A 19,551-nucleotide genomic window follows, 5' to 3' on the forward strand; every position below is an offset into this window, starting at 1 on the left:
GGCCTGCCGGCGCGGTGCGTTCCCTCGGGGGTGGCATGACGGTGGTGGACCCGGGCGCCTGGGACGACGCGCCCGGCCCGGGTGGTACGGGCGGCCCGGGCACCCAGGGCGGTCGCGGCGAGGGGAAGCGTCGCGGCCGCCGGGGCGGGCGGGGTTCCTCGGCGGATGGCGCCGCGCGGGCCCGCGCACCGCGCCGCACCGTGGCCGAGCGGATCGAGGCCGGCGAGCTGAGTCTCGACGACGCGACGGAGAAGGCGCGGGAGGCACTGCTGCGGGTGCTGTCGGCGGCGCCGAAGAGCCGCGCGGAGCTGGAGCAGTCGCTGGCCCGCAAGGGCTACCCCGAGGCGGTGGTGGGCCCGGTGCTCGACCGCTTCGACGAGGTGGGCCTCGTCGACGACGCCGGGTACGCAGAGATGATCGTGCGCACGCGGCACGCCGAGCGTGGCCTGTCTCGCCGGGCGCTCGCCATGGAGCTGCGCCGCCGCGGCATCGACGAGGACACCGCGGCGACCGCGCTCGAGCAGGTGGACGGCGACGACGAGCGGGAGGCCGCGCTGGCCCTGGCGCGCAAGCACGTCGGCCGCACGCGGGGCCTCGAGCGCGACGTGCGGGTCCGCCGAGCGGTCGGGTCCCTGGGCCGCAAGGGATACGCTCCGGGCGTCGCGTTCGGTGCGGTGCGCGACGCCCTGGCCGAGGAGGGTGAGACCGGCCTCGACGACGTCGGCGTCGAGGACTGACGTCCGCGAGGACACGACAGGCTCCCGCGACGGAGGCAGGGGCCCGGACGCCGAAGAGCGTCCGAGCCCCTGCCGTGCGACCGCGCTGCCGAGGTCAGGTGGCGGTGGCGTCGCCGGTCGCGGCGATGGCGTTGCCGGGGCCGCCCTTGCCTGTGGGGGTCGCCGGGTTGCCGATGCCGGGCCCTGCGGCTGCGCCGCCCGACGTACGGCCGCTGAGGTACCGCGACAGCCATCGGGCCAGGGCGGTGAGCGCCCAGTTGATGACGATGAAGATCACGGCGGCGACCGCGAGGGTCTGCAGGTTGTTGCTGTTGCCGTTGCCGAACGTCTGGGCGGCCCGCAGCAGCTCCGGGTAGGCGATGATCTGCCCGAGCGCCGTGTCCTTGAGGACGACGACGAGCTGGGACACCAGGGCGGGCAGCATCGCGATGAGCGCCTGCGGGAGCTGGATGGAGCGCAGCGTCTGGCCGCCGGTGAGGCCGATCGCCAGCCCCGCCTCGGACTGCCCCTTGGGCAGGTTTCCGACGCCGGACCGCACCAGCTCGGCGATGACCGACCCGTTGTAGAGGATCAGGGCGACGACGACCGCGAGGAACGCGGGCTCGTCGCCGACGTCGTTGTAGCCGAAGAGCAGCCAGAAGAAGATCATCATCAGCAGCACCGGCACGGCACGGAAGAACTCCACGACCACGCCGCTGATCCACCGCACGGTCCGCGACGACGCGAGCCGCCCGGACCCGAACACGAGCCCGAACACCACGGCGCCCACGACCGCCCACGCGGCCGCGCGCAGCGTGTTCTGCAGGCCGGGCAGGAAGTAGTCCAGCCAGGCGCTGGAGGTGAAGATCGGGCCCCACAGGTCCCACGAGAGCTGGCCCTTGCGGCCGAGCTCGGCCAGCACGAGCGCGGCGATCCCCGCGACCACGATAGCGCCGACCACGTTCCCGATCGCGATGCCGCGACGGGCTCGCGGGCCCGGGGCGTCGAAGAGGACGGACTTCTGCGTGCTCATCGGCGCACCGCCAGTCGGTTCGAGAGGTACGTGGTCAGGAGGCCGATCGGGATCACCAGGACCACGAAGCCGATCGCGAACGTCATGAAGATCGCGTAGATGTAGTTGGCGTTGCTCTCGATCATCTCCCGCATGAGCGTGGAGGTCTCCGTCGAGACGCTCACCGCGGCCGCGACGGTGGAGTTCTTCAGCAGGGCGATGAGGGTGTTGCCGAGCGGTGCGACCGCGCCGCGGAACGCCTGCGGGAGGATGATCAGCCGCGCGGCGGGCAGGAACGACAGCCCGATGGCACGAGCCGCCTCCGCCTGGCCGAGGGGCACCGTGTTGACGCCGGATCGGATCGCCTCGCACACGAACGCCGCGTGGTACACCGTGAGGCCCACGACGGCGAACCGGAAGAAGTTCTGCGCGAAGTCGTCCGACAGGCTGATCTGCAGCTGCGTCCACACCGCGAGGAACAAGAACGTCATGATGACGGTCAGCGGCGTGTTGCGGAGCACGTTCACGTACGCCGCGCCGGCCCACTGCAGGCTCGCGATCGGCGAGATGCGCATCAGCGCCAGCACGGTGCCGAGGATCAGGGAGAAGATCGCCGCCCAGAACGTCAGCTGGATGTTCACCCAGAACGCCCCGGGCACGTCGTACTCGGCGAAGAGCGCGGCGAACTGGGAGAGGAAGTCACCCACGGTGTGTCATGCCTCCGGCGGGTCGTGGCGGGGGAGAGGGCGGGGCGAGGGGGGCGGCGCCGTGCGCGCCGCCCCCTCCGGGTCCCGTCAGGCGCAGGCGTCGGGCGTCGGCGGGTTCTGGTCCGCGTTGGGCTCGTAGCCCGTGCCCTCGGTGTTCGACATGACGAACTCCTCCCAGGAGCCGTCGTCGATCATCTCCTGGATCGCGGAGTTGACGTCCTCGCACACCTCGTTGTCCTGCGGCAGGCCCACGCCGTAGCGCTCCTCGGAGAACGGGTTGCCCACGACCTTGACCTTGCCCTTGTTGGCGTCCTGGCCGGCGAGGCCGGCGAGGATGATGTCGTCCGTGGTGACGGCGTCGACCTGGCCCGCGGTGAGCGCGGTGACGCACTCCGCGTACCCGGGGCGCTCCACGAGCTGGACGCCCTCGGCGTACTCGTCCTTGATGCGCTGCGCCGACGTGGAGCCGGTCACCGAGCACAGGTTCTTGCCCTCGAGCGTCTCCGGGCCGGTGATGTCCGAGTTGTCCTCGGCGACGAGGAGGTCCTGGCCGGCGACGAAGTACGGGCCCGCGAACGCGACCTGCTCCTTGCGCTCGTCGGTGATGGAGTACGTCGCGAAGATCATGTCGACCTGGCCGGTCTGCAGCATCGTCTCGCGGTTCGCGGACGGGGCCTCGACCCACTCGATCTGGTCCTCGGAGTACCCGAGCTTGTCGGCCACGTAGGTGGCCACGTCCACGTCGAACCCGGTGTACTCGCTGCCGTCCTGGTAGCCCAGGCCCGGCTGGTCGAACTTGATGCCGATCTTGATCGAGTCGCCGCCGCCGTCCGAGGAGTCGCCGCCGTCTCCGCCGTCGCCGCCGCCGACGTCCCCGCCACCGCAGGCGGCGAGCGTGAGCGCGGTGAGCGCGGCGAGCGTGGCGGCACCAACGTGTCGTGTGCGCATCGTTCTTACCCTTCGTGAGTGGTGGCCCGGGGGCCCGGTGCTCGCCAGCGAGGCCCGGTCCCACGGTCGGCGGGGGTCTCCCGCCGGGTGGAGCGTCGGTCTGTCGGGGTCGGGATGTCGTGGGTCCCGGAAGGTCCCGGGACCGGTGGGTCTCAGTGGGTCAGGATCTTGGACAGGAAGTCCTTGGCGCGGTCGCTGCGCGGTGCGGTGAAGAACTCCTCCGGCGTCGCCTCCTCGACGATCTCGCCGTCGGACATGAACACGACGCGGTTCGCCGCCTTGCGGGCGAACCCCATCTCGTGGGTGACGACGATCATCGTCATCCCCTCCTTGGCAAGCGCGACCATGACGTCCAGCACCTCGTTGATCATCTCGGGGTCGAGGGCCGAGGTCGGCTCGTCGAAGAGCATCACCTTGGGCTGCATCGCCAGCGCGCGGGCGATGGCGACGCGCTGCTGCTGCCCGCCCGAGAGCTGTGCGGGCATCTTGTGCGCCTGGTTCTTCACCCCGACGCGGTCCAGCAGGGCGAGCGCCCGCTCCTTCGCGGCGGCACCGCGCTCCCGGCGGACCTTGACCGGCCCGAGCGTCACGTTCTCGAGGATGGTCTTGTGGGCGAACAGGTTGAACGCCTGGAACACCATGCCGACGTCCGCGCGGAGCTTCGCCAGCGCCCGGCCCTCCTGCGGCAGCGGCTGGCCGTCGATCACGATCTCGCCCTCGTCGACGGTCTCGAGCCGGTTGATGGCCCGGCACAGCGTCGACTTGCCCGACCCGGACGGGCCGATGACGACGAGGACCTCGCCCCGGTGCACCGTCAGGTCGATGTCCCGCAGCACGTGCAGGTCGCCGAAGTGCTTGTTGACCCCCTTGAGCTCCACGAGCGGGGGGCCGAGCTCCTCGGGCGCGCCGGGCTTCCCCGCCGCCGTCGTTTCGCCGTGATCCATCTCTCGAACCTAACCAGTCGTCGTGACGTCGACCAGCACCAGCGGCCCCGGTCGCGCAACGGTTGAGTAACGGTGCGTCCATTCGAGGTCACGACGGCGTGCCGGATGAGGGGCACCACGTCGGGACCCACGCGAGCGGCACCGTACCCTAGGAACGATGTCCCTCACCACGCAGAACCCCGCGGTGGCGCCCGCCGAGGACCCGGCGACGGCGCAGGCCGGAGCCCCGGCGCGCACGTACCTGGTGCGCACGCTCGGGTGCCAGATGAACGTGCACGACTCGGAGCACATGGCCGGCATGCTCGAGCAGGCCGGGTACACGCGCGCCGCGCCCGAGGACGAGGCGGCGAGCAGGGCCGACGTCGTCGTGATCAACACGTGCGCCGTCCGCGAGAACGCCGCCACCCGCCTCTACGGCAACCTCGGCCAGCTCGCGGGCCTCAAGGCGGACCGCCCGGGCATGCAGATCGCCGTCGGCGGCTGCCTCGCGCAGAAGGACCGCGGCGAGATCGTCGACAAGGCCCCCTGGGTCGACGTCGTGTTCGGCACCCACAACCTCGACGCGCTGCCCGTGCTGCTGGAGCGCGCGCGACACAACGCCGAGGCGCAGGTCGAGATCGCCGAGTCGCTGCAGGTGTTCCCCTCCACGCTGCCCACGCGGCGCGAGTCCGTCTACGCCGGCTGGGTGTCGATCTCCGTCGGCTGCAACAACACCTGCACGTTCTGCATCGTGCCGCACCTGCGCGGCAAGGAGCGCGACCGCCGCCCCGGCGAGGTGCTCGCCGAGGTCGAGGCGCTCGTCGCGTCCGGCGCCGTCGAGGTGACGCTGCTCGGCCAGAACGTCAACAGCTACGGCGTCGAGTTCGGCGACCGCGGCGCCTTCGCCAAGCTGCTGCGCGCCTGCGGCGAGATCGACGGGCTCGAGCGCGTCCGCTTCACGTCGCCGCACCCCGCCGCCTTCACCGACGACGTCATCGACGCGATGGCGGACACGCCGAACGTCATGCCGCAGCTGCACATGCCGCTGCAGTCCGGCTCGGACCGGGTGCTGCGCGCCATGCGCCGCTCGTACCGCTCCGCGAAGTTCCTGGGGATCCTCGAGCGGGTGCGCGAGCGCATGCCCGACGCCGCGATCACCACCGACATCATCGTGGGGTTCCCGGGCGAGACGGAGGAGGACTTCGCCGAGACGCTGCGCGTCGTCGAGGCCTCCCGCTTCAGCTCGGCGTTCATGTTCCAGTACTCGCCCCGCCCCGGCACCCCGGCCGCGACCATGGACGGCCAGCTGCCGAAGGAGGTCGTGCAGGAGCGGTTCGACCGGCTGCTGGCGCTCCAGGAGCGGATCAGCGCCGAGGAGTCGGCCCGGCAGGTCGGCCGCACCCTCGAGGTCCTGGTCGCGGAGGGCTCCGGGAAGAAGGACGGCGCCACCCACCGGCTGTCCGGGCGGGCGCCCGACAACCGCCTCGTGCACGTGGCCGTGCCGGCCGGCCTGGCCGAGCACGTGGCCGGCGGGCCGCCGGTGACCACCGACGACCCCCGGCTGGCCGAGACGGGGGCCCTGGACCCGCGGCTGCCCCGCCCGGGCGATCTCGTGACCGTGGACGTCACCCGCGCGGCACCGCACCACCTCATCGCCGACTCGGCGCTCGCGGGCGGCACCTACGCGGTGCGCCGCACCCGGTCGGGCGACGCCTGGGCGCAGCGGGAGAGGACACGTCTCACGGGCGACGACGGCCACGGTCACGGCGACGGCGGCGCGAGCGCCGGGCCCGTCAGCCTCGGGATGCCGACGCTGCGTCGCTGACGTCGCTTCCCGGCCGCCGGCGAGCCCAGAGCGCCGGTGCTCGGCCGGGGTCCTGCGTCGAGGTGCCCGGTCGGTGCTCAGTCGGGGTCCGTCGCGTCGCCGCCGGGGCCGCCCGGCGCGACGGTGCCGACGGTGGCGAAGAACTGCGAGGCGGTGACGAGCCCGCACGACACCGTCGCGGCGAGCTGCTCGTCGGTGGCCCCGTGCTCGAAGTCGACCGACACCTCGGCGTACAGCGCGAGCCCGTCGCCCTCCGGCCGGGTGTAGACCTTGGGCCATACCCGTTCGCGGTTCCAGTCGTTGACGGTCTGCAGCACGGACAGCCGCGAGGTGGGCGTGACCGCCCCGGCCCAGCGACCGCGCACCTGCAGGATCTCGGAGTGGTCGCCGAGCAGGAGGAACCAGAACCGGTTGCCGTCCCAGGTACCCGTGATGTCGCCGTCGGAGTCGGTGCGGAACCGGTAGCCGCGGCGCGTCAGGTCGTCGGCGACGCGGGCGGCGCTGAGCGAGCGAGGCCGCGCGGGGCCGACCCGCCCGCGGCCGGGACGCCCGGGTTGCCCGGTCGCGGGGCGAGGCGCCGCGGCACGGCGCCTCGCGAGGGAACCCTCGACCGCTCGGCCGGCGCCCCGGGCGGCCCGCAGGGCGCCGCCGGCGGCGAGCCGGGCCACGCCCGCGGCGCCGCGCGCCGTACGCCGTGCGCCGTCGCGCCAGCCGCCGCTCACGGTGCGCTCCGCAGCGGGTCGGGGAACGTGGAGTCGAGGTGCTCGAAGAACATCGACCCCGTGCTCAGCCCGCACTGCAGCAGCTGGTCGAGCTGCTCGTCGCTGACGCCGTGGCCCACGTCCACGGTGACCTCGGCGCACACGACGACCGTCCCGTCGTCGCGCACGCGCACGTAGGTCTTGGGCCAGATGCGCTCCGCGTTCCACCCGTTGCACAGCTCGAGGACGTCCTCGAGCCGTTCGATCGTCAGGTCCCGGTGCCACTGGCCGCGCACCTGCAGCACCTGGGAGTCGTCACCGAGGACCAGGAAGTAGAACAGCCAGCCGTGCCAGAGGCCGCCCACGTCGCCGTCGGAGTCCACGAAGTAGGAGAACCCGGCGGCCTCGAGCCACTGCTCGACCCGTGCGCGGGAGAGTGGTGAGGGCGGCTCCCCGGCGGGCTCGTCCACCTCGTCCGACGTCTCGCCGGCGTCCACGTGGCGCAGCAGGAGGTCCTCGACCCTGGCGCGCAGCTCGTCGTCACCCATCGCCTCGGCCCGGCCTGCCGAGGCCGACCGGGACCTGCTCGTCCGGCGTGCACCGAAGAACTTCACCTCGCCCACGCTACACGTCGAGCCGTGCGCGGGGCGGACCGTCCACCGACCCCACGCCCGGAGCGGGCACGCGCCGGGCGGTAGGTTGGCGCCGTGACCGTCCGTGCCGTCGCGCTCCCGGCGACCCCCCTGCTCGTGCGCGGAGCCGCGGGCGCCGAGGACGTCCTGACCACGACCCGCGAGCGGGCGGCCACTCTGCTCGGGCGCCTGCTCGACGACGCCGGCGGCGCGCGCGACCTGCTGGTCGTCGCGCCGCTTCCCCGGGGCGCGACGCCGCCGGACGACGCCGGCCCCGCACCCCGGCGGCCGTCGCTCGCCGGGGCCGGGATCCCCGACCGGTGGCTGCCCGACCTCGACGGCTGGCCGCGGGCGGGGGCGGCGCACGTGCCCGCGTCGGTGGCGCTCCTCACCCTCGGCCGTGCGCTGGTCGCCCGCGGCGAGCCGGGGCGTCGCGGTGCCGTCGGAGTGATCGAGCTGCCCGCCGACGCCCCGCCGTCCGTCGTGGCGCGCGCCGTCGCGTCGGTGCGGGCCGCCGCCGCGACGGTGCTGGCGTGGTCGCCGGGTCCGTCCACGCAGCCCGTCGCGGAGATCGCCGCCGCCCTGGTCGCCGAGGCCGGTTGGGTGCCGGAGACGACCGCGACCGTCGAGCGCGGGGACCACCTCCCGGGCCGCTACGAGCTGACGGCCTGGCGGGAGGACCGGCGGGAGCGCGGGTCCCTCGCGGGCTAGGGTCGCCTCCGTGAGCGCACCTGGCACCCCCGCCGTCCCCGACCGCGCGGCGCCCACGGCCGCGCCCGTCGTCGCCGTCGTCGGGCCCACGGCGACCGGCAAGTCGGACCTGGCGATCGACCTCGCCCTCGCGCTGGACCCCGCGGAGATCGTCAACGCCGACGCGTTCCAGCTCTACCGGGGCATGGACGTCGGCACCGCCAAGGTGCCCCCGGGCGCGCGGCGCGGCGTGCCGCACCACCAGCTGGACGTGCTGGACCCGTCCGAGGACGCCTCGGTGGCCCGCTACCAGGAGGCCGCCCGCGCCGACCTGGACGCGATCGCGGGCCGGGGTGCCCGCGCGGTCGTCGTGGGCGGCTCGGGCCTGTACGTGCGGGCCCTGCTCGACCACATGGACTTCCCCGGCACCGACCCCCGGGTGCGCGAGCGGCTGGAGGCGCGCGCCGAGACCGAGGGGCGCCGCGCGCTGCACGCCGAGCTCGCCCGGATCGACCCGCGGGCCGCGGAGTCGATCGGCCCGCACAACACGCGGCGGATCGTGCGGGCGCTGGAGGTCATCGAGCTCACGGGGCAGCCGTACACGGCCAACCTGCCGCGCCAGGAGTACGTCCGCCCGGCCGTGCAGATCGGGCTGGACTGCGACCGGGAGGTGCTGGACGCGCGCGTGGCACGCCGGGTGGAGCGCATGTGGGACGCCGGGCTCCTGGCCGAGGTGCGGGCCCTCGCGTCGCCGGCGCAAGGGGGCGCCGGGCCCGGGCTCGGGGCGACGGCGGCACGAGCCGTGGGGTACGCGGAGGTGCTGGCCTGCTGGCGCGGCGAGCTGAGCGAGGACGGGGCGCGCGAAGCGGTCGTGGCCAACACCCGCCGGCTCGCGCGCAAGCAGATGGGCTGGTTCGGCCGCGACCCGCGCGTGCACTGGCTCGACGCCGGCTCGCCCACGCTGCTCCAGGACGCGCTGCGGGTCGTGCGCGACGCCGACGCGGGGGCGCTGCCCGCGCCGGAGGCCGGTCCGGTGCGCCGTAGGCTGGGCTCATGACGCTGCGCTTCACCAAGGGTCACGGCACCCACAACGACTTCGTGCTGGTCGCCGACACCCGGGGTGACCTCGACCTGACCCCCGACGACGTGCGCCGCCTGTCCGACCGTCGCGGGGGGATCGGGGCCGACGGCGTCATCCGCCTCGCGCCCACCGCCGCGATCGCCCGGGCGGGCGAGTCCGTGGCCGACGAGGTGCTCGCCGACGAGCCGGCGGCCATCTGGTTCATGGACTACCGCAACGCCGACGGCTCCGTCGCCCAGATGTGCGGCAACGGGGTGCGCGTGTTCGCGGCGTTCGCCGAGCGCACGGGCCTGGCCGACCTCGCGGACGGCGAGGAGCTGGCGCTCGGGACGCGGGCGGGCGTGCGCCGCGTGCGCAAGGAGCCCGACGGCTGGTACGCCGTCGACATGGGGGCCTGGCACCTGCCCGGCGGCGAGGACGCCGCCCGGGCCGGGGCCGACGCCGCGGTCGCCGCCGCCGGGTGGACCGCGCCGCGGCCCGCCCTGAGCGTCGACGTGGGGAACCCGCACACCGTGGTGGCCCTCGCCCGGGACGACGAGCTCGCGGCGGTGGACCTGACGCTGCCGCCCCAGGTCGAGCCGCTGCCGCCCGAGGGGACCAACGTCGAGCTCGTCGTGCCGCTCGCCGAGGCGGTCGACTCCGACGGGCGGCCCGTGGGCCGGCTGCGCATGCGGGTCCACGAGCGCGGCGTCGGCGAGACGCAGTCCTGCGGGACGGGGGCGTGCGCGGCGGCGCTGGCGGTGCGGACCTGGGCCGGCGCTGCCGCGGACGCCGTCGTCCCGGACGTGTGGGAGGTCGAGGTGCCCGGCGGCGTGCTGCGCGTGCGGGTCCTCGAGGGCGGGCACGTCGAGCTGGCGGGGCCCGCCGAGCTGGTCTTCACCGGGGACGTCGAGCTGTAGCGCCCGGTCGCCACCTCCGGGTGACCGCGGGGGAGCGCCGGGTCCGGTGGTCCGGTCAGCGGTCCACGCGCAGGACGCGGAACCCCTTGGCCGACGCCGCCCGGGTCACCGGCACGTCCAGCTCGGCGCTGATCCAGCGTGCCAGCGAGTCGGAGCCGAGGTTCTTGGCGACGACGAGCCACGCCGCGCCGGCGTCGTCCAGGCGGGGGAGCCAGGTGCGCAGCAGGTCGTGCAGCACGGACTTGCCGACCCGGATCGGCGGGTTCGACCAGATCGCGGCGAACCGCACGTCGTCGGGCACCTGGTCGGCGGTCACGGCGCGCAGGTTCGTCAGCCCGAGCCGGTCGGCCGTACCGCGGAGCAGGTCGAGGGCCCGCTCGTTGACGTCCACCGCCCAGACGGTGGCGTGCGGGGCTCGCGACGCCATCGTGATCGCGAGCGGCCCCCAGCCGCAGCCCAGGTCGAGCAGGTGGCCGCCGTCCGGGGGGTCCGGCACCTCGGCCAGCAGGACCCGGGTGCCCTTGTCGACGCCGCCGGGGGAGAAGACGCCGCCGGCCACGTCGACCTCGACGTCGCGACCGGCCAGGTGGACGACCTGGCGGCGGCGCTCGGCGGGGGAGGCCGGCCGTGCGGTGAAGTAGTGGTCCGGCTGCTCGCTCACGGGCCGATCCTACGGCCGCCGTCGCCGCCCCCCGACGCCCGCCCGTCCGCCCGGCGAGAATTTCGTGGGATCGGGACGATCCGGCGTGCGACCCTTGTTGTACCCGTCGACGGGACCGGTCCCGAGACCGACGACGTGACCGACGCCCGCACGCTGCCAGCAACCCGAGAGGCTCACCTTGACCCATACCCCGACCAACCCCGACACCCCGCTGACCGGCCCGTCGGAGCCCTCGGACGCCGCGCGCGACGCGCAGGCGATCGCGGACGACGTGGTCGCCAGGGTGCTCGCCCGGGCGGGGACCGCGCGCACGGCCGGCACCACCGTCCACGCGGCGCACGACGGCGACCAGCTCGACCTGGCGGAGCGCACGGCCCTGCGCCGCGTCGCGGGCCTGTCCACCGAGCTCGACGACGTCACCGAGGTCGAGTACCGCCGGCTGCGCCTCGAGAAGGTGGTCCTCGTGGGCCTGTACTCCGGGGGCGAGGCGGCGGCCCGCGAGGCCGAGGTGTCGCTGCGCGAGCTCGCCGCGCTCGCCGAGACGGCGGGCTCGCAGGTGCTCGACGGGATGCTGCAGCGCCGCCAGAAGCCGGACCCCGGCACCTACCTCGGCTCCGGCAAGGCGGCCGAGCTCGCGGACGTCGTGGCCGCCTCCGGCGCCGACACCGTCGTCGCGGACACCGAGCTCGCGCCGTCGCAGCGGCGCGCGCTCGAGGACATCGTCAAGGTCAAGGTGATCGACCGGACGGCGCTGATCCTCGACATCTTTGCCCAGCACGCGAAGTCCCGGGAGGGCAAGGCCCAGGTCGAGCTGGCCCAGCTGGAGTACCTGCTGCCGCGCCTGCGCGGCTGGGGCGACTCGATGTCCCGGCAGGCCGGTGGCCAGGTCGGCGGCCAGGGCGCCGGGATGGGCTCCCGCGGTCCCGGCGAGACCAAGATCGAGCTGGACCGCCGCCGGATCCGCAACCGCATGGCCAAGCTGCGGCGGGAGATCGCTGCGATGGAGCCCGCCCGCCGCACGAAGCGGCTCGAGCGGCAGCGGCACGCGGTACCGAACGTCGCGATCGCCGGCTACACCAACGCGGGAAAGTCCTCCCTGCTCAACGCCCTGACCGAGGCCGGCGTCCTGGTGGAGAACGCGCTGTTCGCCACCCTGGACCCGACGGTGCGGCGCGCGCGCACGGAGGACGGCCGCCAGTACACGCTCACCGACACGGTCGGGTTCGTGCGGCACCTGCCGCACCAGCTCGTCGAGGCGTTCCGCTCCACCCTCGAGGAGGTCGGCGACGCCGACCTGCTGCTGCACGTGGTCGACGCCTCGCACCCCGAGCCGGAAGGGCAGATCGCCGCGGTGCGTGAGGTGCTCTCGGAGATCCCGGGGATCGACCGGGTGCCGGAGGTGGTCGTCCTGAACAAGGCGGACGTCGCCGACCCGGAGGTGGTGGGGCGCGTGCAGCGCCGCGAGCCGCGCACCGTCGTGGTCTCCGCGCACACCGGCGAGGGGATGGCGGAGCTGCGGGCACTCGTGGCCGCCGAGCTGCCGCGCCCGCACGTCGAGGTGGACCTCGTCGTGCCGTACTCCCGCGGCGACCTGGTGCACCGCGCGCACGAGCACGGCAGCGGGATGCGCACCGAGCACCTCGCCGAGGGCACGCGGGTGCGGGGCCACGTCGACGAGGGCCTGGCCGCCGAGCTGCGCCGCGCGGCGCACTGAGCCGGAGCGCCGCGACCGGCGCAGCGTGACCGCGGGCGTCGGTGACCGCGCCTACGATCGTGCGGTGACTTCCCACGACACCGCCGACGCGCCCGCCACCGACGCCCTGCTCGACCTGGCGGTCGCCGGTCTGGGCGGTGGTCGGCGCGAGGGCCAGCACCGCATGGCGGTCGCCGTCGACGACGCGGTGGAGGCCGGACGCCACCTGCTCGTGCAGGCGGGCACTGGCACGGGCAAGTCGCTCGCCTACCTGGTGCCCGCAGTGCGGCACGCGGTCGTCGACGGGCGCCGCGTGGTGGTGTCGACGGCGACCCTGGCACTCCAGCGCCAGGTGGTGGCCCGCGACCTGCCGCTGGTGGCCGAGACGGTCGGGCCGCGGCTGCCGCGCCCGCCCCGCGTGGCCCTGCTGAAGGGCTGGCACAACTATCTGTGCCGCCACAAGATCACCGGGGGATACCCGGCCGAGGGCGCCACCCTGTTCGACCTGCCGCCCGACCCCGGGCCGGGCGAGGGCGCCGCCGCGGAGCAGCACCCGGCGCCCCCCGCGCCGGACGGCGGCCGGGGGACGCCCGGCGAGGACGGCGCGCGCCTCGCCGACCACGTGCGGCGGCTGCACTCCTGGGCCGACGAGACCGAGACCGGCGACCGCGACGACCTCGTCCCCGGCGTGCCCGACCGTGCCTGGCGGCAGGTGTCGGTCACGGCGCTGGAGTGCCTCGGCAACCGGTGCCCGCTGCTCGCCGAGTGCTTCCCCGAGCGCGCGCGTGCCACCGCGCGGGAGGCGGACGTCGTCGTGACCAACCACGCGATGCTCGGCATCGCCGCGTCCGGGAACACGGGGGTGCTGCCGGAGCACGACGTCGTCGTGGTGGACGAGGCGCACGAGCTCGCCGAGCGCGTCACGGCGTCGGCCACGGTCGACCTGTCGCTGACGGTCGTCGAGCACGCCGCCCGCCTGGCGCGCCGGCACGCCGGCACGGAGACGTCGGCCCTGGACGCGGCGTCGCAGCGCCTCGGGTCGGTGCTGGCCACGGCCCCGGCGGAGCGCTTCGGCGCGGGCCTCCCCGACGAGCTGCGCGCCGCCGTCGCGGGCGTGCGGGACGCCGCGCGCGAGCTGCTGACCCGCCTCAAGCCCACGGCGGACCGGTCCGCGCAGGACGCCGGCGCCGCGGAGGCCGGGCAGAAGATGGCGCAGTCCGCCGTCCTGCAGCTCTTCGAGGTCGCCGAGCGGATGGCCGCCGAGGACACCAGCGACGACGTCCTGTGGTGCTCGCGCCCGGGCGAGAACTCGCCGTGGGGCGGCGACGGGGTGACCCGGCTGCACGCCGCGCCGCTGGCGGTCGCCGGCCTCATCCGCACCCACCTGCTCGGCGAGTCCACGGGCGTGTTCACGTCCGCGACGCTCGCCCTCGGCGGCACGTTCGACCCGGTCGCGCGGTCCCTCGGGCTGGCCGCGTCCGGCGGGTCCGACGAGACGCCCGACTGGCAGGGTCTCGACGTCGGCAGCCCGTTCGACTACCCGCGCCAGGGCATCCTGTACGTCGCGCGGCACCTGCCCGCGCCGGGGCGGGAGCCGACGACGGACGCGCAGCTGACCGAGATCGCCGAGCTGATCACCGCCGCGGGCGGGCGGACGCTGGGGCTGTTCTCGTCCCGCCGGGCGGCGCAGGCCGCCGCCGAGGCGATGCGTGAGCGGCTCGACGTTCCCGTGCTGTGCCAGGGCGACGACCAGCTGCCCACGCTCGTGCGCGCGTTCGCCGACGACCCGGCCACCTGCCTGTTCGGGACGCTGTCCCTGTGGCAGGGCGTGGACGTGCCCGGGCCGTCGTGCCAGCTCGTGCTGATCGACCGCATCCCGTTCCCCCGGCCGGACGACCCGGTCAAGGCCGCCCGCGCCCGCGCGGTCGAGCAGTCCGGCGGCAACGGGTTCATGCAGGTCTCCGCCACGCACGCGGCCCTCCTGCTCGCCCAGGGCGCCGGCCGCCTGGTGCGCACCGATGCCGACCGCGGCGTCGTGGCCGTGCTCGACCCTCGGCTCGCCACGGCCCGCTACGGGACGTTCCTGACCCGTTCCCTGCCGGACTTCTGGCCGACGACCGACTCCGCGCTCGTCCGCGCTGCGCTGCGCCGCCTGGACACCTAACCTGGCGGCGTGGACCAGTCGCGCAGCACGACCAAGCTCGCCGTCGTCGGTGCCGGGGCCGTGGGCGCGACCCTCGCCTACGCGGCTCTCGCCCGTGGCGCGGCCCGGACCGTGGCGCTCATGGACGTCAACCGGACGAAGGTCGAGGCGGAGGTGCTCGACCTGCGGCACGGGGGCATGTTCATCCCGCAGGCCGAGATCGAGGGCTCCGACGACATCGAGGTCTGCCGCGGGGCGGACGTCGTGGTCGTGACGGCGGGCGCCAAGCAGCGGCCGGGGCAGAGCCGGCTCGACCTCGCGGAGGCGACCGTCGGGCTGACCCGGTCGATCATGCCGAGGCTCGTCGAGGTGGCGCCGGACGCCGTGTTCCTCATGGTGACGAACCCGGTCGACGTCGTCACGTACGCGGCGCAGCAGGTCACCGGGCTGCCGCACGAGCGGGTGCTCGGGAGCGGCACGGTGCTGGACTCGTCGCGGCTGCGGGACGCGCTGGCACGGCACTGCGGTGTCGCCGTGGGCAACGTGCACGCCTACATCGCGGGGGAGCACGGCGACTCCGAGATCGTGCTGTGGAGCTCGGCGACGATCGCGGGCGTGCCGCTGCTGGACTGGCGTCCGTTCCGTGGCCGGCCGCCGCTCGACGCCGCGGCCCGGGACGCGATCGCCGCGGACGTGGTCTCGTCGGCCTACCGGGTGATCGAGGGCAAGGGAGCGACGAACTACGCCGTGGGCCTGGCCGGGACACGGATCATCGAGGCCGTGCTCAACGACGAGCACCGGGTGATGTCGGTGTCCTCGCGGCTGGACGGTTTCTACGGGATCAGCGGCGTGTGCCTCTCCGTGCCGTCGCTCGTCGACCGCCGCGGCGTCGCCGAGACGATCGACACGCCGCTGTCCGACGCGGAGGTCGCGGGCCTGAGATCGTCCGCGGAGAGCATGCGGGCGGTCCAGCGCCGGCTGGGCCTGTAGCCGGGCCCCTCACCGGGCCCCGCGGGCACGCGTCGCTCCCGTCGAGGGCCGCCGCTCGGGCGGTGGCGCGGCCCGGACGGCTCAGAGGCTGCGCAGCACCGCGACGACCCGTCCGAGCACCTGCGCGGCGTCGCCCGGGATGGGGCTGTAGGCGGCGTTCTGCGGCATGAGCCACACGTGGCCGTCCGCCTGCTTGAAGGTCTTGACGGTGGCCTCGCCGTCGATCATGGCGGCCACGACCTCGCCGTTCTCGGCGACGGGCTGGCGCCGCACCACGACCCAGTCGCCGTCGCAGATGGCGGCGTCGACCATCGAGTCCCCGGCGACCTCGAGCAGGAAGAGCTCGCCCTCACCCACGATCTGACGCGGCAGCGGGAAGACGTCCTCGACGAGCTGCTCGGCCAGGATCGGGCCACCGGCGGCGATGCGGCCGACGAGGGGCACGTACGACGGCGCGGTGACCGCCTCGTCGGTGAGGACGGGGACGGCGGGTGCCGCGCCCGGTGCGCCCGTGCCGGCTGCTTCGTCGGCGGGTGCGTCCGGGTCGACGACCTCCATCGCGCGCGGCCGGTTCGGGTCGCGCCGCAGGTAGCCCTTGCGCTCGAGCGTCATGAGCTGGTGCTTGACCGAGGAAGGGCTGGACAGCCCGACGGCCTCGCCGATCTCGCGCATGGTCGGCGGGTACCCGCGGTCCTCGACCGAGGTGCGGATCGTCTCCAGGACGCGCCGCTGGCGCGGCGTCAGCCGGTCCGACCCGGCCGCGAGCTCGCTCACCGGGGCCAGCGCCGCACCGGCCCCGGACCCGTTCCGTCCGCTCGTCATGACGCACTCCCGTCCCTCGTCGCCGCGGCCACGCGCCGGACCACGGGGCCCGGCGTACCGCCGGCCCGCGCCGTCCTGAGCGTTGCGCCCACTGTAGGCCAGATCACCCGTCACATCAAACACCTGTTCGACATCTCGGGCGAGTGGGCTCGACGCCGTCGGGGGCGCGTGGTACACCTGGAACAGGTGTTCGACGTACAGGTGTTCGACGTACGGACGTTCGAGCCGGCGCGGGCGTCGTGACGGGACGAACGGTGACGAGAGGACCAGCACCATGGCCAGGACCACAGAGCCCCACGGACTCCTCGGCCTCGGCGGCCTGCGCCTGACGCGGCGCGGGCGCGTCGTGGTCGTCCTGCTCGCGCTCGTGCTCTCGGCGGCCGCGGGCCTCGTGGGCCAGCGGGCGGTGGCGGAGGCCCCGGCGGGGCCCGTGGAGGTGCGCCTGCACGCGGTGGCGCCGGGGGAGTCCCTGTGGGACTACGCGAGCCAGCTCGTCGAGGTGGACGAGGACGTGCGCGACGTCGTCGCGGACCTGCGGGCGCTGAACCGGATGGACTCCGCGGACCTGCAGGTGGGGCAGGTGGTACTCCTGCCGGTGCGATGACGCAGGCCGCGGCGCGGACCGTGTTGCGCGGTGCCTGCCTTCCCGCCTACGTTGTCGGGCAGCCGGGCGTGCCGGTCCGGCACCGAGCGCAGGAGAACACCGATGCACTGCCCGTTCTGCCGACACGCGGACTCGCGAGTCATCGACTCCCGGACGTCCGACGACGGCACCGCCATCCGCCGGCGTCGGCAGTGCCCGGCGTGCCAGCGCCGCTTCACCACTGTCGAGACGGCGAGCCTGTCCGTGGTCAAGCGCTCCGGCGCCTCCGAGCCGTTCAGCCGCGACAAGATCGTCTCGGGCGTGCGCAAGGCGTGCCAGGGCCGTCCGGTGAGCGCGGACGACCTGGCCCTGCTGGCGCAGCGCGTGGAGGAGACGCTGCGCGCCACCGGGAGTCCCGCGATCGACGCGAACGAGGTCGGCCTGGCGATCCTCGGGCCGCTGCGCGAGCTCGACGAGGTCGCCTACCTGCGCTTCGCGAGCGTCTACCAGGACTTCGACTCTCTCGAGGACTTCGAGAGCGCGATCACGTCGCTGCGCGCCGAGCGGGAGACGCGGCGGGCGCGGGCCGCCGGTGAGGGCGCCGACTCCGGTGACGACACCGGCGACACCGGTGCCGACGATGCCGGGGACGGTGCCCCCGACACGGAGTCCCGCGGCCGACCCGCCGACGGGAGGGACGAGACCCCCGACCGTGACCGGGCCGACGGGCGGGACGAGGCGTCGTCCGGCGACACGTCGCCCCAGGCGACACCGCTGCGCGGCTGACCGCGGCGGTCGGTCCCGGGGCGGGACGCCCGTCGTCGCGTCGGGCGGCAATTCGGTAGCGGTCCCGGCGCCGGTGCCGCATGCTTGACGCCACGTGCGGGCGACCGCCCGCACGACCGACCGAGCGTGAGGTGGTCGCGATGACGGCGGAGGGGACGGACCCCGGGGCGTCCGGGCACGAGGCCGGTGCGACGGCGCCGAGCGAGGACACGAAGGCGAGGTTCCGCGAGGCGCTCGAGCGGAAGAACGCGGCTCGGCACCGGTCGGCGTCCTCGGACGCGAACACCGGCGCGGTGCACGGTTCCGAGACGAACGGCCCGGTGCAGAGGATGTTCCGCCGCAAGTCCGGCTGAGCGCTGCCGCCAGGCCGGACGCCGCGAGGGCGCCCCGGGAGGTCCCGGGGCGCCCTCGTCGTCGGTCCGGCTCGTCGGTCCGGTCGGGTCTCCCGCTCGGTCGTGGAGCCCGGCGCGGCTCGTCGGCCCGTCAGCCGGCGGCCGGCCCCGGGGGGAACTCGGGCCGCTCGAAGGCGTCGCGGATGCGCAGGCGGACGGTGGACTCCATGGCCTGGAGCTTGGCGGACGCACCGCGCTGCGTGACGTCGGAGATGTCCGTGACCACGTAGCCGAGGTCGCCGTGCGTCGCGAGCATCTGCGCCTCGATGTTGGCCCCGTGGTCGGCGAACACCTGGTTCACCTTGGCCAGCACGCCCGGCACGTTGCGGTGCAGGAGCATGATGCGCCCCACCCCGGTGTGCTCGAGCTGCAGCTTGGGCACGTTGACCGCGAGGGTCGTCGACCCGGTCTGCATGTAGTCCCGCAGCTTCTTGGACACGAACTCGCCGATCGCCTCCTGCGCCTCCTCGGTGGAGCCGCCGACGTGCGGCGTGAGGATGACGTTCGGCAGGCCCCGCAGGTCGGAGACGAACTCCTCGCCGCGCTTCTTGGGCTCGGTCGGGAACACGTCGACCGCCGCGCCGGACAGGTGCCCCGACAGGATGTTCTCGCGCAGGGACGCGACGTCGACGACGAAGCCCCGCGACAGGTTGAGGAAGATCGCGCCGGGCTTCATCCGCGCGAACATGTCGGCGCCGAAGAGGCCGGCGTTCCCCTTGCGCCCGTCCACGTGGATCGTCACGGCGTCGGCGACCTCGAGCAGCTCGTCGATCGTCTCGACCCGGTGGGCGTTGCCGAGCGCGAGCTTCTCCGCGGTGTCGTAGAAGACCACGCGCATGCCGAGGTTCTCCGCGAGCACGGACAGCTGCGAGCCGATGTTGCCGTACCCGATGATGCCGAGGGTCCGGCCGCGCACCTCGTGCGAGCCGTCGGCCGTCTTGTCCCAGGTGCCGGAGTGCAGCGCCTTGTCCCGCACGGTCAGGCGACGGGTCAGCGCGATGATCTCGGCGAGCGCGAGCTCCACCACCGACCGCGTGTTGGAGTACGGGGCGTTGAACACGGCGACGCCGTGCGCGGCGGCCGCGGCCAGGTCGATCTGGTTGGTCCCGATGCTGAAGGTCCCGACCGCGAGCAGGCCGGGCAGGCTCTCGATCACCTTCCGGGTGACCGTGGTCTTGGACCGGATGCCGAGGATCTGGAAGTCGGCCAGGGCCTCGATCAGCTCGGCCTCGTCCAGCGCGCCGGAGCGCACGTGGACCTCGATGCCCGCGGCACGGAGGTTCTGGACGGCGGCGGGGTGGATGTTCTCAAGTAGCAGGGCGCGCAGCACGCGCCCATGGTGCGCTG

Annotated in this window: 19 protein-coding genes and 1 pseudogene; 11 read left to right on the top strand and 9 right to left on the bottom strand. The window is 74.5% G+C overall.

The window, feature by feature from the left end; genetic code table 11:
• Positions 1-35 precede the first annotated feature (35 nt).
• Positions 36-737 (top strand): regulatory protein RecX, encoded by a 702-nt coding sequence (locus EYB28_RS09015; RefSeq protein ID WP_166846830.1) that lies wholly within the window; start codon positions 36-38, stop codon positions 735-737.
• A gap of 94 nt (positions 738-831) precedes the next feature.
• Here the strand turns inward: EYB28_RS09015 and EYB28_RS09020 are convergent, their stop codons facing one another.
• The 4 genes from EYB28_RS09020 to EYB28_RS09035 all read right to left on the bottom strand — a co-directional run bounded on the left by EYB28_RS09020 (position 832) and on the right by EYB28_RS09035 (position 4,327).
• Entirely contained in the window at positions 832-1,749 is a 918-nt protein-coding gene (locus tag EYB28_RS09020; RefSeq protein WP_166846833.1) for an amino acid ABC transporter permease, read from the bottom strand.
• Positions 1,746-2,435 carry an amino acid ABC transporter permease gene (locus EYB28_RS09025; RefSeq protein ID WP_166846835.1) on the bottom strand — a complete coding sequence of 230 codons (690 nt, stop codon included), beginning with the start codon at positions 2,433-2,435 and terminating at the stop codon, positions 1,746-1,748. The genes EYB28_RS09020 and EYB28_RS09025 overlap by 4 nt, the downstream gene beginning before the upstream one ends.
• Before the next feature lie 87 nt (positions 2,436-2,522).
• Positions 2,523-3,383: a glutamate ABC transporter substrate-binding protein gene (locus EYB28_RS09030; protein ID WP_166846838.1), complete on the bottom strand. Its 861-nt coding sequence runs from the start codon at positions 3,381-3,383 to the stop codon at positions 2,523-2,525.
• Between the two features lie 152 nt (positions 3,384-3,535).
• On the bottom strand, positions 3,536-4,327 hold the full coding sequence (locus EYB28_RS09035) for an amino acid ABC transporter ATP-binding protein (RefSeq protein WP_166846841.1): 792 nt from the start codon (positions 4,325-4,327) through the stop codon (positions 3,536-3,538).
• A gap of 157 nt (positions 4,328-4,484) precedes the next feature.
• Between EYB28_RS09035 and miaB the strand changes: the two genes are divergently transcribed.
• A complete protein-coding gene (gene miaB, locus EYB28_RS09040; protein ID WP_166846844.1) occupies positions 4,485-6,131 on the top strand; it encodes a tRNA (N6-isopentenyl adenosine(37)-C2)-methylthiotransferase MiaB in 1,647 nt (548 codons plus the stop codon).
• A 77-nt stretch (positions 6,132-6,208) separates the two neighbouring features.
• Here miaB and EYB28_RS09045 read toward each other — a convergent pair whose 3' ends face one another.
• The gene (locus EYB28_RS09045; protein ID WP_240930461.1) at positions 6,209-6,853 is read right to left on the bottom strand and encodes a YbjN domain-containing protein; all 645 of its coding nucleotides are present in this window, start codon (positions 6,851-6,853) and stop codon (positions 6,209-6,211) included.
• Positions 6,850-7,446, bottom strand: a complete 597-nt coding sequence (locus tag EYB28_RS09050) for a YbjN domain-containing protein (RefSeq protein WP_240930462.1) — start codon at positions 7,444-7,446, stop codon at positions 6,850-6,852. Before EYB28_RS09050 ends, EYB28_RS09045 begins: the two co-directional genes overlap by 4 nt.
• 93 nt (positions 7,447-7,539) lie before the next feature.
• On the opposite strand from EYB28_RS09050, the gene EYB28_RS09055 reads away from it, so the two are divergent.
• Genes EYB28_RS09055 through dapF form a run of 3 tightly spaced genes read left to right on the top strand, consistent with a single transcriptional unit; the run spans position 7,540 to position 10,134 of the window.
• The gene (locus EYB28_RS09055; RefSeq protein ID WP_166846847.1) at positions 7,540-8,175 is read left to right on the top strand and encodes a hypothetical protein; all 636 of its coding nucleotides are present in this window, start codon (positions 7,540-7,542) and stop codon (positions 8,173-8,175) included.
• Positions 8,176-8,185: 10 nt separating this feature from the next.
• On the top strand, positions 8,186-9,211 hold the full coding sequence (gene miaA, locus EYB28_RS09060; RefSeq protein WP_166846850.1) for a tRNA (adenosine(37)-N6)-dimethylallyltransferase MiaA: 1,026 nt from the start codon (positions 8,186-8,188) through the stop codon (positions 9,209-9,211).
• A complete protein-coding gene (dapF, locus tag EYB28_RS09065) occupies positions 9,208-10,134 on the top strand; it encodes a diaminopimelate epimerase (protein WP_166846853.1) in 927 nt (308 codons plus the stop codon). Before miaA ends, dapF begins: the two co-directional genes overlap by 4 nt.
• 55 nt (positions 10,135-10,189) lie before the next feature.
• Here dapF and EYB28_RS09070 read toward each other — a convergent pair whose 3' ends face one another.
• A complete protein-coding gene (locus tag EYB28_RS09070) occupies positions 10,190-10,795 on the bottom strand; it encodes a class I SAM-dependent methyltransferase (RefSeq protein ID WP_166846857.1) in 606 nt (201 codons plus the stop codon).
• A 178-nt stretch (positions 10,796-10,973) separates the two neighbouring features.
• Between EYB28_RS09070 and hflX the strand changes: the two genes are divergently transcribed.
• From hflX to EYB28_RS09085, 3 genes are all read left to right on the top strand, one after another.
• A complete protein-coding gene (hflX, locus tag EYB28_RS09075) occupies positions 10,974-12,509 on the top strand; it encodes a GTPase HflX (protein WP_166846860.1) in 1,536 nt (511 codons plus the stop codon).
• Positions 12,510-12,573: 64 nt separating this feature from the next.
• Positions 12,574-14,652: an ATP-dependent DNA helicase gene (locus tag EYB28_RS09080; protein ID WP_240930463.1), complete on the top strand. Its 2,079-nt coding sequence runs from the start codon at positions 12,574-12,576 to the stop codon at positions 14,650-14,652.
• Positions 14,653-14,661: 9 nt separating this feature from the next.
• On the top strand, positions 14,662-15,621 hold the full coding sequence (locus tag EYB28_RS09085; protein ID WP_166846863.1) for an L-lactate dehydrogenase: 960 nt from the start codon (positions 14,662-14,664) through the stop codon (positions 15,619-15,621).
• A gap of 81 nt (positions 15,622-15,702) precedes the next feature.
• Here EYB28_RS09085 and lexA read toward each other — a convergent pair whose 3' ends face one another.
• On the bottom strand, positions 15,703-16,443 hold the full coding sequence (gene lexA / locus EYB28_RS09090; RefSeq protein ID WP_166846865.1) for a transcriptional repressor LexA: 741 nt from the start codon (positions 16,441-16,443) through the stop codon (positions 15,703-15,705).
• A gap of 274 nt (positions 16,444-16,717) precedes the next feature.
• On the opposite strand from lexA, the gene EYB28_RS09095 reads away from it, so the two are divergent.
• From EYB28_RS09095 to EYB28_RS09105, 3 genes and pseudogenes are all read left to right on the top strand, one after another.
• Positions 16,718-17,047, top strand: a complete 330-nt coding sequence (locus EYB28_RS09095; protein ID WP_166846868.1) for a LysM peptidoglycan-binding domain-containing protein — start codon at positions 16,718-16,720, stop codon at positions 17,045-17,047.
• A 102-nt stretch (positions 17,048-17,149) separates the two neighbouring features.
• Positions 17,150-17,638 (top strand): annotated as a pseudogene (gene nrdR / locus EYB28_RS09100) (transcriptional regulator NrdR); the annotation flags it as partial.
• Positions 17,639-17,952: 314 nt separating this feature from the next.
• Positions 17,953-18,165: a DUF5302 domain-containing protein gene (locus EYB28_RS09105; protein WP_166846874.1), complete on the top strand. Its 213-nt coding sequence runs from the start codon at positions 17,953-17,955 to the stop codon at positions 18,163-18,165.
• 130 nt (positions 18,166-18,295) lie between these two features.
• On the opposite strand, the gene serA is transcribed toward EYB28_RS09105, so the two are convergent.
• Positions 18,296-19,534 carry a phosphoglycerate dehydrogenase gene (gene serA / locus EYB28_RS09110; RefSeq protein WP_166846876.1) on the bottom strand — a complete coding sequence of 413 codons (1,239 nt, stop codon included), beginning with the start codon at positions 19,532-19,534 and terminating at the stop codon, positions 18,296-18,298.
• Between the last annotated feature and the right edge of the window lie 17 nt (positions 19,535-19,551).

The sequence above is a fragment of the Isoptericola sp. BMS4 genome (assembly GCF_011634835.1).
In the GTDB taxonomy this organism is placed as follows: domain Bacteria; phylum Actinomycetota; class Actinomycetes; order Actinomycetales; family Cellulomonadaceae; genus Isoptericola.